At 71.7% G+C, this 22693-nt stretch carries 3 protein-coding genes (1 of these 3 only partly in view); all 3 read left to right on the top strand.

What is annotated here, in order from left to right; genetic code table 11:
- On the top strand, positions 1-6182 hold the end of the coding sequence (locus tag ACIG5F_RS19875) for an SDR family NAD(P)-dependent oxidoreductase (protein WP_396519364.1). It extends 20368 nt beyond the left edge of the window; the window shows 6182 of its 26550 coding nt (coding positions 20369-26550); its start codon lies beyond the left edge, outside the window; it ends in the stop codon at positions 6180-6182.
- Positions 6182-21130 (top strand): SDR family NAD(P)-dependent oxidoreductase, encoded by a 14949-nt coding sequence (locus tag ACIG5F_RS19880; protein WP_396519366.1) that lies wholly within the window; start codon positions 6182-6184, stop codon positions 21128-21130. Before ACIG5F_RS19875 ends, ACIG5F_RS19880 begins: the two co-directional genes overlap by 1 nt.
- A 273-nt stretch (positions 21131-21403) precedes the next feature.
- Entirely contained in the window at positions 21404-22636 is a 1233-nt protein-coding gene (locus ACIG5F_RS19885) for an FAD-binding protein (protein ID WP_396519368.1), read from the top strand.
- Positions 22637-22693: the final 57 nt, after the last annotated feature.

The raw sequence follows: 22693 nt of genomic DNA on the forward strand, positions 1-22693 counted from the left end.
CCGTGCGCACAGGGAAGACATGGGTGCCACGCCTGACGCCGGTCACCGTGAGCGGGCGGGCCGAGCTGAACCCGGCCGGCACGGTGCTGATCACCGGCGGTGCCGGCGCGTTGGGCACGCTGGTGGCCCGTCATCTGGTGGCCGAGCACGGCATCCGCCATGTGGTGCTGGCCTCCCGCCGTGGTGCGTCGGTGCGGATCGACGGCGCCGAGGTGCGGGTGGTGGCGTGCGACGTCGCCGACCGTGATCAACTGCGGTCGTTGCTGTCGTCGATTCCCGACGACGCCCCGCTGACCGCCGTCGTGCACGCCGCCGGCGTGGTGGACGACGCGGTGCTGACCGCGCTGGACGCCGACCGGCTCGACGCGGTGTTCCGGCCGAAGGTTGACGCGTTGGCGCACCTGGACGAGCTGACCAGGGACCTCGATCTGGCCGCGTTTGTCGTGTTCTCCTCGGCCTCCGGCGTGCTCGGCGGCTCCGGGCAGGGCAACTACGCCGCCGCCAACGCGTTCCTGGACGCTGCGGTCGCGCGGCGGCGCGCGGCCGGCCAACCGGCGGTGTCGCTGGCCTGGGGCGCATGGGCGCCGACCGGTGGTATGACCCGGAATCTGTCCTCGGCCGACCGGCAGCGCATGGCCCGCGCCGGCGTCCGGGACATCGAGCCGGAGACCGGCCTGCGGCTTTTCGATGCGGGAATGGCGTCAACTCGCGCTGTCCTGGTGCCGGTGCTGCTCGACGTGCCGGCGCTCCACGCGCAGGCCCGGGCCGGCACACTGCCGGCAGTGCTGCGGGGGATCGCCGGTCATGTGCGGCGGAACGCCCAGACCTCGGGCGCGAAGCCCGCACTGTCCACAACGGACGTCGCGAGCCTGACCGAGCTGGTTCGGGCGGAGGCCGCGGTCGTCCTGGGCGTCGAGGACGCCACCGACATTCCGGCCGGGAATGCCTTCCGTGACGCCGGTTTCGACTCGCTGATGTCCGTGGAGCTGCGCAACCGACTGACCACCGCGACGGGGCTGAGGCTGCCGGCCACGCTGGTCTTCGACTACCCGACCCCGATAGCGCTGGCCGAGTTTCTCCACGGTGAACTCGTAGGCACTGCCGAGGTGGCTGCACCGGCGGTGCGCGCGCAGGTCGGCGACGATCCCGTCGTCATTGTGGGCATGGGCTTGCGGCTGCCAGGCGACGTGGCGAGCCCGGAGGAGTTCTGGCAGCTGCTGTCCGAGGGGCGGGACGCCGTCTCGGAGTTCCCCACCGACCGGGGCTGGGACGTCGCCAAGCTGTTCGACCCGACTCCCGGCGTCCCCGGCAAGTCCTACACCAGGCACGGCGGTTTCCTCCACGACGCCGGGCTTTTCGACGCCGGGTTCTTCGGGATCTCGCCGCGTGAGGCGTTGGCGATGGATCCACAGCAGCGGTTGCTGCTGGAAACCTCCTGGGAGGCCTTGGAACGGGCCGGCGTCGACCCCACTTCGTTGCGGGGCAGCGATGTCGGCGTCTTCACCGGACTGATGTACCACGACTACGCCGTCGGTTCCCGCGACCAGCGGGTGGCCGGGTTCCTCGGCACCGGCAACGCGGGCAGTGTGGCGACCGGCCGGGTCTCCTATGTGCTGGGCCTGCGCGGGCCGGCGGTCACGGTGGACACCGCCTGCTCATCTTCCCTGGTGGCGATGCACCTCGCGGCGCAATCCCTGCGATCGGGCGAATGCTCGATGGCGCTGGCCGGCGGCGCGGCGATCATGTCGACACCCGATGTCTTCGTCGACTTCTCGCGTCAGCGGGGCCTGTCGGCGGACGGGCGGTGCAAGTCCTTCGCCGAGGGCGCGGACGGCACCGGATGGGCCGAGGGCGTTGGTGTCGTTGTGCTGCAACGGTTGTCCGACGCGCTGGCCGAAGGCCGAGAAGTCCTGGCCGTGCTGAGGGGTTCGGCGGTGAACCAGGACGGGGCATCGAACGGCCTGACCGCGCCGAACGGTCCGGCCCAGCAGGCGGTGATCCGCCAGGCGCTGGCCAACGCCGGACTTCGACCGTCCGATGTGGACGTGGTCGAGGGGCACGGCACCGGCACGACCCTGGGCGATCCCATCGAGGCGCAGGCCCTGCTCGCGACCTACGGCGAGCAGCGGGACCGACCGCTGCTGCTGGGGTCGGTGAAGTCCAACATCGGCCACACCCAGGCCGCCGCCGGGGTAGCTGGCGTGATCAAGATGGTGTTGGCCATGCGGCACGGCACCGTGCCGAAGTCGTTGCACCTCGGCGAGCCGTCCAGCAAGGTGGACTGGGACGCCGACGCGATCCGGCTGCTCACCGAGTCCGTGGACTGGCCGGACAGCGGCCGGCCCCGCCGGGCCGGGGTCTCGTCGTTCGGCATCTCCGGCACGAACGCCCACGTGATCCTGGAGCAAGCAGACACATCGCCCGCTGTCACCCCGGTCGGGGCCACTGGTCCGCTGCCGTTGGTGGTCTCGGCCCGCACCGAGCAGGCACTGGCGGCGCAGGTGTCCCGGCTGGCCGATTTCCTCGACGACGACTGCGATCTGGCCTCGGTCGCGCGGTCGCTGGCGTCGACGCGGGCCCGCTGGGACCACCGTGCGGTGGTAGTCGCGGGCGATCCGGAGTCGGCGGTGAGTGAGCTGAGGTCTGTCGCGTTTGGACGGTCGGACGGCCGGGGGACCGTGGGCGTGCTGTTCACCGGCCAAGGTGCCCAGCGGTCCGGGATGGGCCGCGAGCTGTACGAGGCGTTCCCGGTGTTCGCGGCCGCGTTCGACGCGGTCAACGCGGAGTTGGATCGTCACCTGGCCGGGCCGACCCCGCTGAGGGACGTGGTTTTCGAGCATGCGGATCTGCTGGACCGGACCGTGTGCACGCAGGCCGGGCTGTTCGCGCTCGAAGTCGCCATGTTCCGGCTGGTGGAGTCGTGGGGGATGCGGCCGGAGGTGCTCGCCGGCCATTCGGTGGGGGAACTGGCCGCCGCGTATGTCGCGGGGGTGTTGTCGCTGCCGGACGCGGCCGAACTGGTGGCCGCCCGCGGCCGGCTGATGCAGGAGTTGCCGGCCGGCGGGGCGATGCTGGCGATCTCCGCCGACGAGGAGCTGGTCCGTGCCGTCGCCGCCGGGCGGGTCGACCTCGCCGCGGTCAACGGGCCCGAGGCAGTGGTGATCTCCGGCCGGGCCGAGGCGGTGCGCGAGGTCGGCGCCGAGCTGGCGGCGGCCGGCTGCCGGACGCGGCCCCTGGCCGTCAGCCACGCCTTCCACTCCGCATTGATGGATCCGATGCTGGTCGAGTTCCGGGCGGTCGCCGAGAAGTTCACCTACCGGCCGCCGGAGATCCCGATCGTGTCCACCGTGACCGGTGAGCAGGTGCGGGTCCTGGACGCGGACTACTGGGTGGGGCAGGTTCGCCGCACCGTCCGGTTCGCCGACGCCGTGACCACGCTGGCCGACCACCGGCTGTCCACGATCCTGGAGCTCGGGCCGGACGGGGTGCTGACCGGGCTGGTGCGCGCCATGTCGGCGGACCAGAACGCGGTGGCGTTCACCCGGCGCGAACGGTCCGAAGTGGACACCGCACTGCGGGCGGCCGCCAAGGTGTTCGAAGCCGGCGGCGACATCGACTGGACCGCCATCCTGCCGACCGGGCCGCTGGCGCCGGTGCCGACCTCGGTGTTCGAGCGCCGGCACTACTGGCTGACCTCCGGCGGCGGGCCGGCCGACCTGACGGCGGCCGGTCTGGAGGCCGCCGAACATCCGGTGCTGACCGCGGTCGTGGAAAGCCCCGACTCCGACCGGATCGTGCTCACCGGACGCCTGTCCGCCTCGGCGCAGCCGTGGCTCGCCGATCACGCCCGGCCGGGTACGGTGTCGAACGCGGTGCTGGCGGAGCTGGCGATCTATGCCAGTGGCCAGGCGGGGTTGCCGACGCTCAACGACTTCACGGTCGAGGCCCCGATGCCGCTCTCGGAGTCCCTGCCGGTGCACGTGGTGCTGGCCGAAGCCGGGCCGGACGGGTCCCGGTCCGTCGGCATTCACTCCCGTTCGGGAACGGTGTGGACGCGCCATGCCTCGGGAACGCTGGTGGCCCAGTCGGATGCGCCGACGCCGCTGTCCGATTGGCCACCGGCCGACGCGAAGCCGGTTGAAACCACGGAGTTCCACGATCTGCTGCTGGACCGTGGTTACGAGCAGGGGCCCGCTTTCCAAGCCGTGCAGGCGGTGTGGCGGGTGGAACGCGAAGTGCTGGCCGAGGCCGTGGTTCCGGACGACATCGACCCGACCGGGTTCGCCGTCCACCCGATGCTGCTCGACGCGGCTGTGCAGACCTCCATGGTGCTGACCGATCCCGGCGAGGCCAAGGTGCCGACCGCGTGGACGGGCATCGCCATGCATTCCGGCGCCATCGGCCGAACTGTGCGGGTTCGCGCCACAGCAACGGATGACGGTGTCACGGTGGTGCTGGCCGACGCCTCCGGCACACCGGTCGCGACGCTGGGATCCGTTGTCAGCCAACCCGTTCCCGCACGGGACGGTTCGCTGCTGGAACTGACCTGGACACCACTTCCGGACGTGGCAACCATGTCCGAGGTCGCCGACATCGCTGCGGTGTCCGATACGGCCACGGCCCCGCCATGGGTCGCCCTGCTGGTCGAGACGGGCGCCGGACCAGAGCCGGAGCGCGCTCGCGCGGCCGCCGCCGAGGTGCTCCACACCGTCCAGGATTTCCTGACGGCCCCGAGGTGGGAGAACTCCCGGCTGCTCGTGACCACCACCCGGGCGGTCGACATCGGGGACGCTGCCCGCGTCGACCCGGTGGCGGCGGCGGTGTGGGGCCTGGTCCGGTCGGCTCAGACCGAGCATCCCGATCGGATCCTGCTGGCCGACCTGGCCGAACCAGGCCGGGTCCCCGACCCGGAGGCGATCACCGCGGCCGGGGAGTGGCAGGTGGCGGTGCGGGCCGGCAAAGTGCTGGCCCCCAGGCTGACTCCGGTCGACGACCATGGTGTTCGGGCCACCGAGCTCGACCCCGCCGGGACGGTGGTGATCACGGGTGGCACGGGTGCGCTCGGCGCGCTCACGGCTCGGCACCTGGTGGCTGAACACGGGATTCGCAGCATCGTTCTGGCTTCTCGGCGGGGGATCCATGCCGTCGGCGCCGACGAGCTCCGCGCCGAGTTGGCGGCGGCCGGAGCGCGGGTCCGGGTGGTCGAGTGCGACATCGCTGACCGGGAGCAGGTGCGCCGCTTGCTGACGGAGAGCGCGCCGGTTACGGCGGTCGTCCACACCGCCGGGCTCCTCGACGACGCGATGATCACGGCCCTCGACCCCGGCCGAATCGATGTGGTGTTCCAGCCCAAGGTCGATGCCGTCACGCATCTGGACGAGCTCACCCGCGATCTCGACCTGGCGGTGTTCGCCGTCTTCTCCTCGGTCTCGGGCGTGCTCGGCGGCGCCGGGCAGGGCAACTACGCCGCCGCCAACGCGTTCCTCGACGCGATGATGACCCGCCGCCGGGCCCAGGGCCGTCCCGCGCTCGCGCTGGGCTGGGGACCGTGGGGCGAGATCGGGGGGATGGCCGGCACGGTCAGCGCGGCGGACCTGAGCCGAATGGCGCGGTTCGGACTGAACCAGATCGAGCCGGCGCAGGGCATGTGGCTGTTCGACGCGGCACTGGGCTCCGGCCGAGCGACCGTTGTTCCGGTCGCGTTGGACGTGCCGTCGCTGCGGGCCCGGGCGCGATCCGGTGAGCTGCCGGCGATGCTCCAGGACCTGGCCGGACCGGTGCCCCGCGCCGTGGAACCGGCGGCGGCGGTGCTGGCCCGACTGTCCTCATTGGACGCACCGCGGCAGCTGGCGTCGCTGGCCGACATGGTTCGCGCCGAGGCCGCGGTCGTGCTGGGCAGTCCGGACGGAGGATACGCAAGCGCGACGCGGGCGTTCCGGGACGAGGGCTTCGACTCCCTGATGTCGACGGAGCTCCGCAACCGGTTGACCTCGCTCACCGGCGTGCGGCTCCCCGCGACGGTGGTCTTCGACCACCCGACCCCGCAGGCCCTGGCCGCGCACCTGCGAGTGGAGCTGTTCGGCCGGCCCGAGCCCGAGGAGCCGGCGGACGACCTCAGCGAGCTGATCGCCGAGATGGATGTGGAAGAGCTCGTCCGGCGAGCCTTGACCGAGGGAGCCTGATGAGCACCACCCCCGACTCGCGGCTGGTCGAGGCGCTGCGGGCGCTGACGCTGAAGAGCGAGCGGCTGGCGCGGGACAACGCCCGGCTCGCCGGTCGGCTCACCGAGCCGATCGCGATCGTCGGGATGGGACTGCGGCTGCCGGGTGGAGTGGCCACGCCCGAGGCCTACTGGGATCTGCTGTCGCACGGGCGGGACGCGGTCTCGGAGTTTCCCACCGACCGCGGCTGGGACCTCGACGGACTGTACGACCCCGATCCGGACAAGCCCGGCAAGACCTACACGCGGCACGGCGGTTTCCTGCATGACGCCGGGCTTTTCGACGCCGGGTTCTTCGGGATCTCGCCGCGTGAGGCGTTGGCGATGGATCCGCAGCAGCGGCTGTTGCTGGAGATCTCCTGGGAGGCCCTGGAACGTGCGGGGGTCGATCCCACTTCCCTGCGCGGACGCGATGTCGGGGTGTTCGCCGGCGGATCGTCCCAGGCCTATGGGCTGACCTCTTCGGACGCTGAGGGCTATCTGCTCACCGGGGTGTCGCCGAGCGTGTTGTCCGGCCGGGTGTCCTATGTGCTCGGTGCGCAGGGGCCGGCGGTGACCGTGGACACGGCTTGTTCCTCGTCGCTGGTGACGATTCACCTTGCCGCGCAAGCCTTGCGGTCGGGCGAGTGTTCGATGGCACTGGCCGGCGGGGTCACGGTGATGGCCACTCCGGCGACCTACGTCGAGTTCTCGCGGGTGCGTGGGCTGTCGGCGGACGGGCGTTGCAAGTCCTTCGCCGAGGCCGCGGACGGCACCGGCTGGGGCGAGGGGGCCGGTGTCCTGGTCCTGCAACGGCTGTCCGACGCGCGGGCCGAGGGACGGGAAATCCTCGCCGTGCTGAAGGGTTCGGCGGTGAACCAGGACGGGGCGTCCAACGGCCTGACCGCGCCGAACGGCCCGGCCCAGCAGGCGGTCATCCGTCAGGCGCTCGGGAATGCCGGCCTGCAACCGTCCGATGTGGACGCTGTGGAGGCGCACGGGACCGGAACGACTTTGGGTGATCCCATCGAGGCCCACGCGTTGCTGGCGACCTACGGCCAGGACCGGGACCGGCCGCTGCTGCTCGGGTCGGTGAAGTCCAACATCGGCCACACCCAGGCCGCCGCCGGCGTGGCGGGCGTGATAAAGATGGTGCTGGCGATCCGGCACGGTGTGCTGCCCAGGACCCTGCACGTGGACACGCCGTCGGGCAAGGTCGATTGGTCGGCCGGGTCGGTGCGGCTGTTGACCGAGCGGACGCCGTGGCCGGACAACGACCGTCCGCGTCGCGCCGGCATTTCGTCGTTCGGCATCTCCGGCACCAACGCCCATGTGATCGTGGAGCAGCCGCCGACAGCAGAGTCCATTGTGGACGAAAAGGTGGAGGCTGGCCCCGTTCCGTTGGTCGTGTCGGCGCGGACCGCGTCGGCACTCGCGGCGCAGGCGGCTCGGCTGGCCGATTTCCTCGACGCAGAGGCCGATCTGGGCGCGGTGGCGCGTTCGCTGGCCGCCACCCGGGCGGTGTGGGAACACCGCGCGGTGGTGCCCGCCGGGGATGTCGCCTCGGCCGTGTCAGGACTTCGGGCGATCACCGCGCAGCAGTCCGACGAGGCGGCGAGTTCCGCGCTGGGAGTCGTTTTCACCGGTCAAGGCGCGCAGCGGTCCGGCATGGGGCGCGAACTGCACGACCGGTATCCGGTGTTCGCCGAGGCGTTCGACGCGGTGTGCGCCGAGCTCGATCGGGCCCTGTCCGAGCCGGTCCCGGTGCGGGATGTGGTGTTCGACCAGGCCCACAGCGCCTTGCTGGACCGGACCGGCTACACCCAGGCCGGCTTGTTCGCGCTGGAAGTGGCGATGTTCCGGCTGGTGGAGTCCTGGGGCCTGCTGCCGGCAGTGCTGGCCGGGCATTCGATCGGCGAGCTCAGCGCGGCCCACGTCGCCGGTGTGCTGTCCCTGCCCGACGCGGCGCAGCTGGTGGCCGCCCGGGGACGGTTGATGCAGGCCCTGCCCGCCGGCGGGGCGATGGTCGCGGTCACCGCCGACGAGAGCCACGTCGCCGCGGTCGCGGCCGGCCGGGTCGACATCGCGGCGGTGAACGGGCCGCAGGCCGTGGTGATCTCCGGCGCGAGCCAGTCCGTCGCCGAAGTCGCGGCCGAACTGTCCGGCCAGGGACACAAGACCAAGCCGCTGCGGGTGAGCCACGCCTTCCACTCGGCGTTGATGGAGCCGATGCTGGCGCAGTTCCGGGCCATCGCCGGGAAACTCACCTATCACGCGCCGGCGATTCCCGTCGTGTCCACCGTGACCGGCGCCTTCATCGACGTGATGGACGCCGACTACTGGGTGCGTCAGGTTCGCGCCACGGTTCGGTTCGCCGATGCCGCCACCACCATGGCCGGCCGGTCGCCGGCCGCGGTGCTGGAACTCGGCCCGGACGGCGTGCTGACCGGCATGATCGCCGACACACTGCCGGCGGCCGCGCTGACCCGGCGCGACCGGTCCGAAGTGGACAGTGCCATGGCCGCGCTGGCGACCGTCTTCACGCGGGGCGCCCGGGTCGACTGGACCGCCGTGCTGCCGGCCGGGCCGCTGGTCCCGGTACCGACCTCCGTCTTCGAGCATCGGCACTACTGGTTGACCGACGGCGCCGAACCCGACCTCCGGTCGTGGCGGCACGAAGTCACGTGGGAACGCTTGGCCCCCAAGGGGAAGGCCATCGGCCGCTGGCTGGTGCTGTTGCCTGACGGCGCCGACGAAGCCGAGCTGCTGGCCGGACTGACCCGCCACGGTCTGGACCTGGCCACGACTTCCCTGGCCGATGCCCACCTCGCCCTGGAGCCAGCTCCGGCGCGGTTCGACGGGGTGCTCTGTGTTTCCGGCGACATCGGGCAGATGCTACCGGCGGTGCAGGCCGTGCTAGCCGGTGGCGCGGGACGGCTGTGGTGCGTGACGCGGGGTGCGGTGTCCACCGGCCCGTCGGACCCGATCGGCGATCCGGCCGCCGCGCAGGTGTGGGGGCTCGGCCGGGTGGCGGCCCTGGAACATCCTGAGCGGTGGGGAGGTCTCGTCGACCTGTCGGACGCCTGGGACGAGCGGTTGGTGTCGGTCCTGGCCGGCGCGGAGGATCAGGTCGCGCTCCGACCGACCGGCGTGTTCGGCCGCCGGTTGACGCCGGTCCAGCGCTCCGTTCCCGAGCAGGGAGCCTGGGTGCCCCGTGGCACGGTCCTGGTCACCGGCGGCACGGGGGCGTTGGGCGCACGGGTCGCCCGCTGGCTGGCCACCGAGGACGTCGAACACCTGGTGCTGGTCAGCCGGCGTGGGCCGGCCGCGCCGGATGCCGCGGAGCTGGCGGAAGAACTGTCGGCCGGTGGCGTCCGGGTCTCGGTGCTCGCCTGCGACCTGGGCGACCGCGACGGGCTGGCCCGGGTGATCGAGCAGTACCCGCCGGATGCCGTCGTCCACGCGGCCGGGGTCGCGGGCGGCGCGATCCCGGTGGCCGACTACACCGCCGAGCAGTTCGCGGAAGTGTTGTCGGCCAAGGCAACCGGCGCGGCGATCCTCGACGAGCTGCTCGGCGACCGGCCGCTGGACGCGTTCCTGATGTACTCGTCCGTTGCCGGGGTCTGGGGCTCCGCCGGCCAAGGCGCTTACGCGGCCGCCAATGCCTTCCTGGACGCCCTGGCCCACGCCCGCCGGGCCCGGGGCAGGGCGGCGCAGGCCGTCGCGTGGGGTGCGTGGGCGGACACCGGCATGGCCGCCGGCGCGGAGGACGAGCTGTCCCGGCGGGCGGTGCTGTCCATGCGGCCGGACCTGGCGTTGCGGGCCCTGCGAGATGTGGTGCGGGAGAACCCGGTCAACGCCGTCGTGGCGGAGATGGACTGGGCCCGATTCGCGCCGATCTTCACGGCGAACCGGCCCAGCCCGCTGTTGCGCGGAATCCCGCAGGCGCGCCAGGCTCTCGCCGTCACCGGCGACCAGGACGTGACGGCGACCCTGCGTGCCCGGCTGGCCGAGCTGGAACCGCCGCGACAGCTGGAGCTGCTGGTCGACCTCGTCCGGACCGAAGCCGCCGCGCTGCTCGGCGCTCAGGTGTCGCGAACTCGGAAGTTCCGCGACAGCGGTTTCGACTCGTTGACGGCCGTGGAGCTGCGGAACAAGCTGCGGGCGGTGACGGGAATCCCGCTGGCCATGACCCTGGTGTTCGACCACCCGGACCCGGCGGCCCTGGCCGAGTTCCTCCGAACGGAGCTGCTCGGCACGATCGCCGCCGCCGCGCCCGCGCCGAGTGCCGTGGTCGACGACGACCCCGTTGTCATCGTGGGGATGGGTGTGCGGCTGCCCGGCGGGGTGACCACGCCGGAGCAGTACTGGGACCTGTTGGCCGCGGGGCGCGACGTGATCTCGGAGTTCCCGACCGACCGGGGCTGGGACCTCGACCGGCTGCGCGACCCCGACTGGTCCTTCACCCGCTACGGGGGATTCCTGGACGGCGCCGGGGATTTCGACGCGAACTTCTTCGGGATCTCGCCGCGTGAGGCGCTGGCGATGGATCCGCAGCAGCGGCTGTTGCTGGAGACCTCCTGGGAGGCCCTGGAACGCGCGGGTATCGACCCGGCTTCGCTTCGGGGCAAGGATGTCGGCGTCTACGCCGGCGCCGCGACGCAGGCCTACGGCGCGGCCGAGTCGGCGGACGGTTACTTCCTGACCGGCACCTCGTCGAGCGTGTTGTCCGGCCGAGTGTCCTACACACTAGGTGTCCAGGGACCTGCGGTGACGGTGGACACCGCGTGCTCGTCGTCCCTCGTCGCGATGCACTTGGCGGCGCAGGCATTGCGATCGGGTGAGTGCTCGATGGCGCTGGCCGGCGGCGCAACCGTGATGGCCACGCCCGACGTCTTCGTGGAGTTCTCGCGGCAGCGGGGTTTGTCGGCTGACGGCCGGTGCAAGTCGTTCGCGCGGTCAGCCGACGGCACCGGTTGGGCCGAGGGGATCGGTGTTGTTGTCCTGCAACGAATGTCCGACGCCGTTCGGGACGGCCGGGAGATCCTGGCCGTGGTGCGGGGGTCGGCGGTCAACCAGGACGGCGCCTCGAACGGCCTGACCGCGCCGAACGGCCCGGCCCAGCAGAGCGTGATCAGGCGGGCATTGGCGAACGCGGGGCTGGGTCCGTCCGATGTGGACGCCGTCGAGGCACACGGAACCGGGACGACGCTGGGTGATCCGATCGAGGCCCAGGCGTTGATGGCGACCTATGGCCAGGGGCGGGAACGGCCGCTGCTGCTGGGGTCGGTGAAGTCCAACACCGGCCACACCCAGGCGGCCGCCGGCGTCATCGGCGTGATCAAGATGGTGCTGGCGATGCGACAGGGTGTGCTGCCCATGACGCTGCATGTCGACCAGCCGTCGGACCGGGTGGACTGGAGTTCCGGTTCGATCACGCTGCTGACCGAGCCGGCGGAGTGGCCGGCGAACGGCCGTCCGCGCCGCGCCGGCGTGTCGGCGTTCGGCATGTCCGGCACGAACGCCCACCTGATCCTGGAACAGGGAACCAGGTCCGAGGAACCGGTCGCCGGCCCGCCGGCCGCCGTGCCGCTGGTGGTGTCGGCCCGGTCGGTCGATTCCCTTGTCGCCCAGGCTTCGCAGCTGGCGGATGCGCTCGCGGCTGGTGCGGACCTGGCCGGGGTGGCGAGGTCGCTGGTGTCGGCGCGGGCAGTGTGGGAGCAGCGCGCGGTGGTCGTCGCCGACAGCTCCGAAGCCGCGGTGACCGGCCTGCGCGCGATCACCCGTGTGCGGCCCGACACGGTGGCCGAGGGCAAGACGGTGCTGGTGTTTCCCGGGCAGGGCGCGCAATGGGTCGGCATGGGCCGGGAACTGTGGGAGTCCGAGCCGGTGTTCGCGGAGCGGATGGCCGAATGCGAGCTCGCCTTGGCGCCGTGGGTGGACTGGTCGCTGTCGGACGTGGTGTTCAACGCCGGGAACGCATGGGACCGGGTCGACGTGATCCAGCCGGTGTCGTTCGCGGTGATGGTCTCGCTGGCCGCGTTGTGGCGGTCGTGCGGCGTCGTTCCGGACGCGGTGCTGGGGCATTCCCAGGGCGAGATCGCCGCCGCCTGTGTCGCCGGCGTGCTGTCCCTCCCGGACGCGGCGAAGATCGTCGCCGTGCGCGCCCGGGTGATCGCCGACCGGCTCGCCGGGCGCGGCGGCATGCTGTCGGTGGGGATCGGCGAGCAGCGGGCCCTGACCGACCTCGACGGCTTCGGCGGTGCGGAGATAGCGGCCGTGAACGGGCCGTCGGCCACGGTGTTCGCGGGCGACCCACGGATTCTCCGTGACATGGAAGAGTTCTACCGTGGGCAGGACGTGCCGGTCCGGATGATTCCGGTGGACTATGCCTCCCATTCGGCCCAGGTCGAGGACGTTCGCGTCGAGCTGCTGCGCGCCTTGGGTGAGATCACCTCTGCGCCGGGAACCGTGCCATGGTACTCCACTGTGGACGGTCGGTGGGTGTCCGACCACGTGAACGCCGAATACTGGTACCGCAATCTCCGGCAGCGGGTCGGTTTCGCTGACGCCGTGCACGCGTTGGCCGAACAGCGTTTCGAGGTCTTCCTGGAGTGCAGTTCCCATCCGGTGCTGACCACCGCCGTCGAGGACCTGCCGGTGGTCGGCGGCACGCTGCGTCGCGACGAGGGCGGCCGGGCCAGGTTCCTCCGCTCGGCCGGCGACCTGTTCGAGCAGGGCGTGCCCGTCGACTGGAACGCGCTGGTGCCGCCGGGTCCGCTGGCGCCGATCCCGACCACGGTTTTCGATCACCGGAACTACTGGCTGGCGGCCGGCCCCGGCGGGCGGGACGCCGATGCGCTGGGCCAGGTCGCGCTCGACCATCCGATCGTGACCGCCGTGGTGGAGAGCCCGCAGACCGGCGGGGTGGTGCTGACCGGGCTGCTGTCCAGGGCGGCACAGCCCTGGTTGGCCGACCATGTGGTGTCCGGCCTCACGCTCGTGCCGGGCGCGGCGCTGGTGGAGCTGGCTCTTCAAGGCGGCGGTCTGGTCGGGCTCCCCGTGGTCGAGGAACTGGTGCTGGAGACGCCCCTGGTCGTGCCGGAATCCGAGACGCTGCTGGTCCAGGTGGCGGTCGGCGCGGTCGACGATTCGGGTCGGCGTCCGGTTGAGGTGCACGCGCGGCTCAAGGGCGAGCAGTCGACGTGGACCCGGCACGCCGTGGGCGCGCTGACCTCGGACGCCGCCGAAGGCATGCCCCTGCCGGACTGGCCGCCCGCCGGGGTGCGACCGGTGGATCTGGGGCGCTTCTACGAGGACCTGGCCGACGGTGGCTACGAGTACGGCCCGGTGTTCCAGGGGGTGACCCAGGCCTGGCTGGGCGACCAGGAGGTGTTCGCCGAGGTCGTTCTCCCCGAGCCCGCCGTCGCGGCCGGGTTCGCCGTCCATCCGGCCATGCTGGACGCGGCCCTGCACGTGTCGTCGTTGCTGCCGAACGCGGGCGACGAGCTGCGACTTCCGTTCGCCTGGAACAAAGTTGCCGTCCATGCCGACGCGGCTACATCAATGCGGGCACGAGTCCGGTTGGTGGACAACGGTGTCTCCGTGGCGTTGACCGACATGCACGGCACGCCGGTGCTGACCCTTCGGTCGCTGGTCACCAAGCCGGCCGACCTGCGGGCGGCCTCCCGGCCCGATGACGCCCTGTTCGGCGTGCACTGGAAGCCCTTCTCCGCTGACGCGACCACGGACCCGTTGCCCTGGAAGGTGATGCGGGTCGAAACCGGATCGCGCCCGGTGCGGGAGGTCGTGGCCGAGGTGCTCCGGGGCGTCCAGGATTTCCTGGCCGACCCGGAGCTGGAGTCGTCCCGGCTGGTGGTGACCACCGAACGCGCCGTCTCGACCGACGGCGTGGCCGAGGTCGATCCGGTGGCGGCCGCGGTGTGGGGTCTGGTCCGGACCGCGCAGGCCGAACACCCGGACCGGATCATGCTCGCCGACGGCATTGACGGGCTGTCGGTGCTGGATGCCGCCGCCGCGGCCGGCGAGTGGCAGATCGCGGTGCGGCACGGCGAGGTCCTCGTGCCCAGGCTGGTGCGCGTCCCGGAGCAGCCGCCGGCTCAGCCGTGGGACCCGGACGGCACTGTGTTGATCACCGGCGGCACCGGAACCCTCGGCGCCCTGGTGGCCCGTCACCTGGCGGCCGGCCATGGTGTCCGCAGCATGGTGTTGGCCTCCCGGCAGGGCATGGACGCTGTCGGCGCGGCCGAACTGTGCGCGGACCTTCGCGCGCTGGGTGTCCGGGTGGAGGTGGTGGCGTGCGATGTCGCCGAACGTGATCAAGTCCGGATGCTGTTGTCCGCCATGCCAGATGACGCGCCGTTGCGGGCCGTGGTGCACACGGCCGGGGTGCTCGACGACGCCGTGTTCACCGCGCTGGACGCGGATCGGCTCGACGCGGTGTTCCGCCCCAAGGCGGATGCCCTGGTGCATCTGGACGAGTTGACCCGTGATCTGGATCTGGCGGCGTTCGTGGTGTTCTCGGCCGTCGCGGGTGTGCTGGGCGGCACGGGGCAGGCCAACTACGCCGCCGCGAACGCTTTCGCCGACGCGCTGGCCGCCAACCGTCGGTCCGCCGGGCATCCGGCGGTGTCGTTGGCGTGGGGATTTTGGGCCCCGCCAAGCGGAATGACCGCTCATCTGTCCGAATCGGACATTCGCCGGATGGCCCGGTCGGGCCTCGGCCAGATCGATGCCGAGCACGGGATGCGGCTGCTCGACACGGCCGTGGGGGCCGACCGGTCGATGGTGGTACCCGCGATCCTGGACGTCGGTGTGCTGCGGTCCCAGGCCCGGGCCGGGACGTTGCCCGCTGTTTTCCAGGAGCTGGCCGGCCGGGTGCGCCGCACTGCCGGTTCACCCGCCGCCGGGACTCGCGCCGACCTCCCGGACTTGGCCGACCTGGTCCGCACCGAGGCCGCCGTCGTGCTGGGCCTGTCCGGCGGTGAGGACGTCGACCCGGCCCGGAAGTTCCGCGATCTCGGGGTCGACTCGTTGATGGCGGTCGAGCTGCGCAACCGGCTGCGGGCGGCGACCGGCCTGCGGCTGCCGGTGACGCTGGTGTTCGACCACCCGACCGCGTCGGCCCTGGCGGAGTTCCTACAGGATTCGCTTACCGGTCAGAGCTCTGCGGTCGTGAAGCCGGAGGTGCACACCCCGGTGGACGCCGACCCGATCGTGATCGTCGGCATGGGGCTGCGGCTGCCGGGCGGGGTGTCGACGCCGGAGCAGTTCTGGGACCTGCTGGTCGAGGGGCGGGACGCGATCTCCGGCTTCCCCGCCGATCGGGGCTGGGACCTGGGGGCGGGCGCGACCTACACCCGGCACGGCGGATTCCTCGACGACGTGGCGGGTTTCGACGCGGGATTCTTCGGGATCTCGCCGCGTGAGGCGCTGGCGATGGATCCGCAGCAGCGCCTGTTGCTGGAGACCTCGTGGGAAGCGCTCGAACGGGCCGGGCTGGATCCGGCCGCGCTGCGCGGCCGCGAGGTCGGCGTCTTCGTCGGCGCGACCAAGCTCGTCTACGGGCAGGACACTGACGCGCAAGCCAGTGGCTATCTGCTGACCGGCACTTCGCCGAGTGTCCTGTCCGGACGGTTGTCGTATGTGCTGAACCTGCAAGGGCCCGCGGTGACGGTGGACACCGCGTGCTCGTCGTCCTTGGTGGCCATGCACTTGGCGGCGCAGGCGTTGCGGTCGGGCGAGTGCTCGATGGCTCTGGTCGGTGGAGCTGCGGTGATGGCGACGCCGGACGTCTTCGTGGAGTTCTCGCGGCAGCGGGGTTTGTCGGCTGACGGCCGGTGCAAGTCGTTCGCGCAGTCGGCCGACGGGACTGGTTGGGCCGAGGGGGTCGGTGTTCTTGTGCTGCAACGGTTGTCCGACGCGGTTCGGGACGGCCGGGAGATCTTGGCGGTGGTGCGGGGTTCGGCGGTGAACCAGGACGGCGCGTCGAACGGGTTGACCGCGCCGAACGGCTTGGCCCAGCAGAGCGTGATTCGTCGGGCCTTGGCCAATGCCGGGTTGGAACCGTCCGATGTGGACGCTGTCGAGGCGCACGGAACCGGGACGACGCTGGGCGATCCGATCGAGGCCGAGGCGTTGCTGGCGACCTACGGGCAGGGGCGCGAGCGGCCGCTGCTGCTGGGGTCGGTGAAGTCGAACATCGGGCACACCCAGGCCGCCGCCGGCGTGGCCGGGGTGATCAAGGTCGTGCTGGCCATGCGGCACGGCGTGGCGCCGAGGACGCTGCACGTGGACTCTCCGTCGGACAAGGTCGATTGGTCGGCGGGATCGGTGCGACTGCTGACCGAGCCGGAATCCTGGCCGCACACCGGTCGCGCCCGCCGGGCCGGGGTCTCGGCTTTCGGGATCTCCGGCACCAACGCCCACGTAATCCTGGAACAGCACGTGACACCGTTGGCCGGCAACGACAATCCGGTCGAAGGTCCGGTGCCGCTGGTGGTGTCGGCCCGCTCCGCCGACGCACTGGTCCGGCAGGCGGCAGGATTGGCCGAGGTGCTGGACGACAACACCGACCTCGCCGCCGTGGGCCGGTCATTGGCGACGCGTGCCGTGCGGGAGCACCGCGCCGTTGTTATCGCCGACGGTGTGACCTCGGCGGTCGCCGGCCTGCGCGGCGTGGCCGGAGGCCGTCCGGCCGGCACGGGCGGCGTCGGGGTCGTCTTCACCGGCCAGGGGGCGCAGCGGCCGGGCATGGGCAGGCAACTGTACGAAGCGTTTCCGGTGTTCGCATCGGCATTCGACGCCGCCTGCGCGGAGCTGGATCGATGCCTGGCCGGGCATGTGGAGTTTCCGGTGCGGGACGTCGTCTTCGACGAGACTCATGCATCGTCGCTGCACCAGACGGTCTACGCTCAAGCGAGCCTGTTCGCGCTTGAGGTGGCCACGTTCCGGCTGGTGGAGTCGTGGGGCGTGCGACCCGCCGTCGTCGCCGGCCACTCGATCGGCGAGCTGAGCGCCGCCCACGTGGCCGGCGTCCTGACGTTGGCCGACGCCGCTCATCTGGTCGCGGCCCGAGGCCGGCTGATGCAGGCCCTGCCCGATGGCGGGGCGATGGTCGCGGTCACCGCCGACGAGCGCCACGTGGTCGATGTCGCGGCCGGCCGAGTAGACATAGCGGCGGTCAACGGTCCTAACTCGACTGTCCTTTCGGGACGCCGAGAGGCGGTGACGGCGGTCGCGGCCGAGTTGGCCCAGCAGGGATATCGGACGCGGTCGCTGACCGTCAGCCATGCCTTCCACTCCGAGCTGATGGAACCGATGCTGGCCGAATTCCGGTCGGCTGCCCAGCAGGTCACCTATCGGCCGGCCGAACTGCCACTGGTGTCCACCATGACCGGCGAGCCGGTGGATTCGCCGCGCGCCGAGCACTGGGTCAGCCAGATCCGGCAACCGGTCCGGTTCGCCGACGCGGTGCGGGCCATGCGGCGATCGTCGTTGTCGGCGGTGCTCGAACTCGGCCCCGATGGCGTGCTGTCCTCGTTCATCGACGACCTGCCGGCGGTCGCCCTGACCCGTGCCGGCCAGCCCGAGGTGACCACCGCGCTGACGGCCGTCGGCACGGTCTTCGAGCGCGGGGGCGAGGTCGACTGGGGCGCGGTGCTTCCGGCCGGGAAGCTGGCCCCGGTGCCGACTTCGGTCTTCGAGCGTCGTCGCTACTGGCTGCGGCCGGGCGGGACCGTGGCCTCGCTGGGCCTGGCGCCGGCGCGGCATCCCGTGCTGGCCGCGATCGTGGAGAACCCCGAGTCCGGGGGTGTGGTGCTGACCGGACGCCTTTCGCAGGCGGCGTTGCCGTGGCTGGCCGACCACATGATGGCGGGCACGATGCTGCTTCCCGGCTCGGCACTGGTCGAACTGGCGATTCAGGGCGGCGACCGGGTGGGCCTGCCGGTCCTGGACGAACTCGTCATCGAGAACGGGTTGCCGATTCCCGGATCCACCGACCTCACGGTCCAGGTGGTTGTCGGGGTGGAGGAATCCGGCCGCCGGCCCGTCGCGATCTACTCACGGGCCCAGGACGACGCCTGGACCCGTCATGCGAGCGGTATGCTCACCGCGGTCGGCGACACGGTCGCCCCGGCTGAGCAGTGGCCGCCGATCGGGGCCCAATCCCTTGACGTGGAAGGCTTCTACGAGCGGCTCGCCGCGCGGGGCTACGACTACGGGCCGACGTTCCGGGGTCTGCGGGCGGCGTGGCGACGGGGCGATGATCTGTTCGCCGAGGTGGCGCTCCCCGACACGGCCGATGCCGCCGGCTTCGCGATCCATCCCGCACTGCTCGATGCCTCGGTGCACTCGGCCCTGCTGCTGGCCGATTCGGAGAGTCTCGCGCTGCCCTTCGCGTGGTCAGGGGTGCGGGTCCACGCGACCGGGGCGACGACGGTGCGGGTGCGGATCGGCCGCGTCGACAACGGGATCCAGGTGGCGGTCTTCGACCCGGCCGGGACGGCCGTGGCAACGGTGGAATCCTTGGTCAGCCGGCCGATGGACGAGCAGTTGTCGAAGACGGAGTCACTGTTCGAAGTGGACTGGACGCCGGTGTCCACGGGCAGCCCGGTGTCCGCGCCGGTGATCACGGACGTCGCCGGGCTGGGGTCTGTTCGCCCCGGCGGTCCGTACGTCGAGTTCCGCGTCGATCCCGGCCCGACCGGAGAGCCGGAGCCCGAGCGGGCACGGGCCGTTGTCGGCGAAGCACTCCTGGTGTTGCAGGACTTTCTCGCCGATTCGGGCTGGGCCGACACGCGGCTGCTGGTCACCACTCGGGACGCGGTCATCGAACCGGTGGCCGCGGCGGTGTGGGGTCTGGTCCGCGTCGCACAGACCGAGCACCCCGGTCGGATTCTGCTGGTGGACCAGGACAGGCCGGGGCCGGTTGTGGTGCCGGACGAACCGCAACTCATCGTGCGGAACGGCCAGGTTCTGGCGCCACGGCTGGCCGGCAAGACGGTCCCGGCCGGCCCGCCCGTGGCCTGGGGCGGCACAGTTCTCATCACCGGCGGCACCGGGGCGCTCGGGGCGCTGCTCGCCGAGCATCTGGTTGTGACGCACGGGATCCGCAGCGTGCTCCTGGCCTCGCGAAGCGGGCCGGCAGCCGAAGGCGCCGACGAACTGTGCGAGCGGTTGCGGGCCGCCGGCGCTCGGGTCGGTGTCGTCGCCTGTGATCTCGCCGACCGGGATCAGGTTCGGGAGCTGCTGGCGACCGTGCCCGAGGACGCGCCGTTGACCGCGGTCGTGCATGCCGCCGGTGCGCTCGCGGACAGCCCGCTCGAATCGTTGGACGCCAGTCGGATCGACACGGTCTTTCGGTCCAAAGTGGACGCCGCTGTGCATCTCGACGAGTTGACCCGGGACAGTGGGCTGGCCGCGTTCGTGCTCTTCTCCTCCGTGGCCGGCGTGCTCGGCGGGACCGGACAGGGCAACTACGCGGCGGCGAACGCGTTCCTGGACGCGGTCGCGACCCGTCGGCGCGCGGCCGGGCAGCACGCCGTATCGCTGGCCTGGGGCCCGTGGGCCGGCGGAATGGCCGACCGCCTGACGACCGCCGACGCCGGTCGGATGGCCCGGTCCGGGCTCGTTCCGCTGCCGCCGGCCCGCGGCCTGCGACTGTTCGACGCGGCCGTCAGCCTCCCGAAACCCGTTGTCGTGCCACTGGATCTCGACGTGACAACCTTGCGTGCGCGAGCGAGCGAGGACGCAGTGGCGCCGATGCTGCGTCAGCTCGCCGGTCCGGTGCGGCGGGCCGCCGCGAACCCGGTGGTCGAACTGAACGACGAGCACAAGGTGGCCGCCTTGGTGTGTCGGGAAGCCGCCGCGGTCCTGGACACCACCGACGTCCTGGATCCGTCACGTCCCTTCCGTGACGCCGGGTTCGACTCGCTGACCTCGGTGGATCTGCGCAACCGGTTGAGCGCCGCGACCGGACTGCGGCTGCCCGCGACCGTCGTGTTCGATCACGAGACGCCCCAACTGCTTGCCCGGTATCTGATGTCCCGATTGGACGTTCGCGAGCCTGTGCCCGCGAACGATCCGGCCATGCGGACGTTCGCCGACATGTACCGACGGATGATCGACCTCGGTCTCACCGACCAGGCGGAGACCTTCGCGAACTCCGCCGCCGCCCTGCGGGACCGCTTTCACACCGCGTCCGACGGCCGGCCGGAGGCCGTCGTGCTGGCCAAGGGCCCGGCCGCGCCGACGGTGATCTGCTTCCCGACCTTCGTGTCCTGGGAGCCGCTGCTGGATTTCACCGCCCTGGCCACCAGGTTCCAGGACAACCACGAGCTGTGGGCGGTCCTGCCGCCCGGCTACGACAGTTCCGACCCGCTGGCCGCGTCGTGGGACCTGCTCGTCCAGGTCCTCGCCGACGCGGCGCTCCGCTGTGCCGCGGGCCGGCCGTTCGTCCTGGTCGGCTACTCCGCCGGCGGGGCGCTGGCCCAGTCCGTCGCCGCCCACCTCGACCGCACCGGCCCGCGCCCGGCCGGCGTCGTGCTGCTGGACACCTACTCTTCCCCGGACATCTCGCCCCGCCTCGCCGCCGCTCTCGGCCATCAGAACCGCCTCTCGACCCGGCCCGAGAGCTACACCCACGACAAGATCACCGCCTCCGCCGCGTACCTCACGCTTTACCGCCGTTCCCTGCTGCCCGCCACCTCGACGCCCACCCTCGTGATCAGGCCGGAGCAGGCACCGGCGGGACCCGACGGCACGGATCCCCTGCCAGCCGAGGAATGGCGCGACCACTGGCCCCACGCCCACACCGAGGTCGTCGTCCCCGGCGACCACTTCTCCATGGTCGGCGAACACGCCTCACACACGGCCGACGCCGTCCTCCGCTGGTTGGCGTCCCTCTGACCCCGACGGACCGGTGTACTTCGAACCGATGAACGGGCCGTTCGGCTGCAGCAGCCAGGAGTGGCGCGACGTCGCGGCCAACTGGCTGGCCGCCCATCGCGTTGCCGGGCAGCGCCGCCGGCCCGACCCTGCGGGGTCGCCAACGCCAGCGGCGCCCAGCGGGTGGCCTGGGGCTGGGGATCCTGAGCGCGCCGACTTGTGGCTGGTCCGCCGCTGACATACTTTCGGCTCAGCGGTGGGGGAACAGCAGGGGAAGGCGGTGCCAGGCCGGTGATGCCGAGGCTGGAGTCGAACTGGTCGGGCAACCACGTCTACGCGGCGGACCAGGTGCTGCGCCCGCGCACGCTCGAGGAGCTGCGCAAGGTGGTGGCGGCGGAGCCGCGGGTCAAGGCGTTGGGAACCAGGCACTGCTTCAACGACATCGCCGACTTCGACGGCGGCGTGCAGATCGACATCTCCGACCTGGAGCCGTCGATCGACCTCGATTCGACGGCCAACACGGTGACGGTGAGCGGCGCCACCCGGTACGGCGAGCTCGCGTCCTTCCTGCACGCCAGGGGATTCGGGCTGCCGAACCTCGCGTCGCTGCCGCACTGCACGGTCGCCGGCAGCGTCGCGACCGGCACTCACGGGTCCGGCCGCCGGAACCGGGGGCTCGCGTCGGCGGTGACGGCGCTCGAGCTCGTCACCGCCGATGGCGACCTACGCAGTTTCGCCCATGGTGACAAGGACTTCGCCGGCCTGGTGGTGAACGTCGGCGCGCTGGGCATCGTCACACGGCTGACGCTGGGCCTCGTGCCGAGCTTCGACCTGCGGCAGACCGTCTTCGAACAGCTGCCGTGGCCGGCGCTGTTCGATCATTTCGACGACCTTCAGGACACCGCCTACAGCGTCAGCGTGTTCACCAACTGGGCCAACGACACCGTCGACCAGGTGTGGCTGAAGAGTGTCGACGAGCCGGACCCGGACCTTTTCGGCGCGCGGCCGGCCGACGGGCCCCGGCATCCCGTCCACGCGGCAGGCATGTCCGCAGAGAACTGCACCGAGCAGTTGGGTGTCCCGGGTCCGTGGCATGAGCGGCTGCCGCACTTCCGGCTCGGCTTCACCCCGAGCGCCGGCGACGAGCTCCAGTCGGAGTACTTCGTGCCTTACCGGCATGCCACCGCGGCGTTCGAGGCTCTTCGGAGCCTCGGCCACCGCATCGCGCCGCTGGCGCTGTGCTCGGAGATCCGCACGATCGCCGGCGACGACCTGTGGCTGAGCCCGGCCCAGGGCGGTGATCGCGTGGCGTTGCACTTCACCTGGCGGCCATGGCAGGACGAGGTCGAGGCGCTGCTGCCGGCGATCGAGGAGCGGCTGGCCCCGTTCGGCGTGCGGGCCCACTGGGGCAAGCTCTTCCACCACCAGGGGAATTACCCGATGCTGTCGGAGTTTCGTGAGCTGCGGGCCAGGCTTGATCCCAACGGCGTGTTCCGCAGTCCTTATGTGGCAAGGAACATTGGCTGAGACCGGATGGGCGCCGGTGGCATGGGGGAGTTGGGGCATGCCACCGGCGCCCGGCTC

The sequence above is a fragment of the Kutzneria sp. NPDC052558 genome (genome assembly GCF_044547355.1).
Lineage (GTDB): Bacteria > Actinomycetota > Actinomycetes > Mycobacteriales > Pseudonocardiaceae > Kutzneria.

Excerpts from the sequence above, each read along its gene's own strand:
- ACIG5F_RS19880 (WP_396519366.1), top strand. The coding sequence starts at position 6,182 with ATGAGCACCACCCCCGACTCGCGGCTGGTCGAGGCGCTGCGGGCGCTG.
- ACIG5F_RS19885 (WP_396519368.1), top strand. The coding sequence starts at position 21,404 with ATGCCGAGGCTGGAGTCGAACTGGTCGGGCAACCACGTCTACGCGGCG.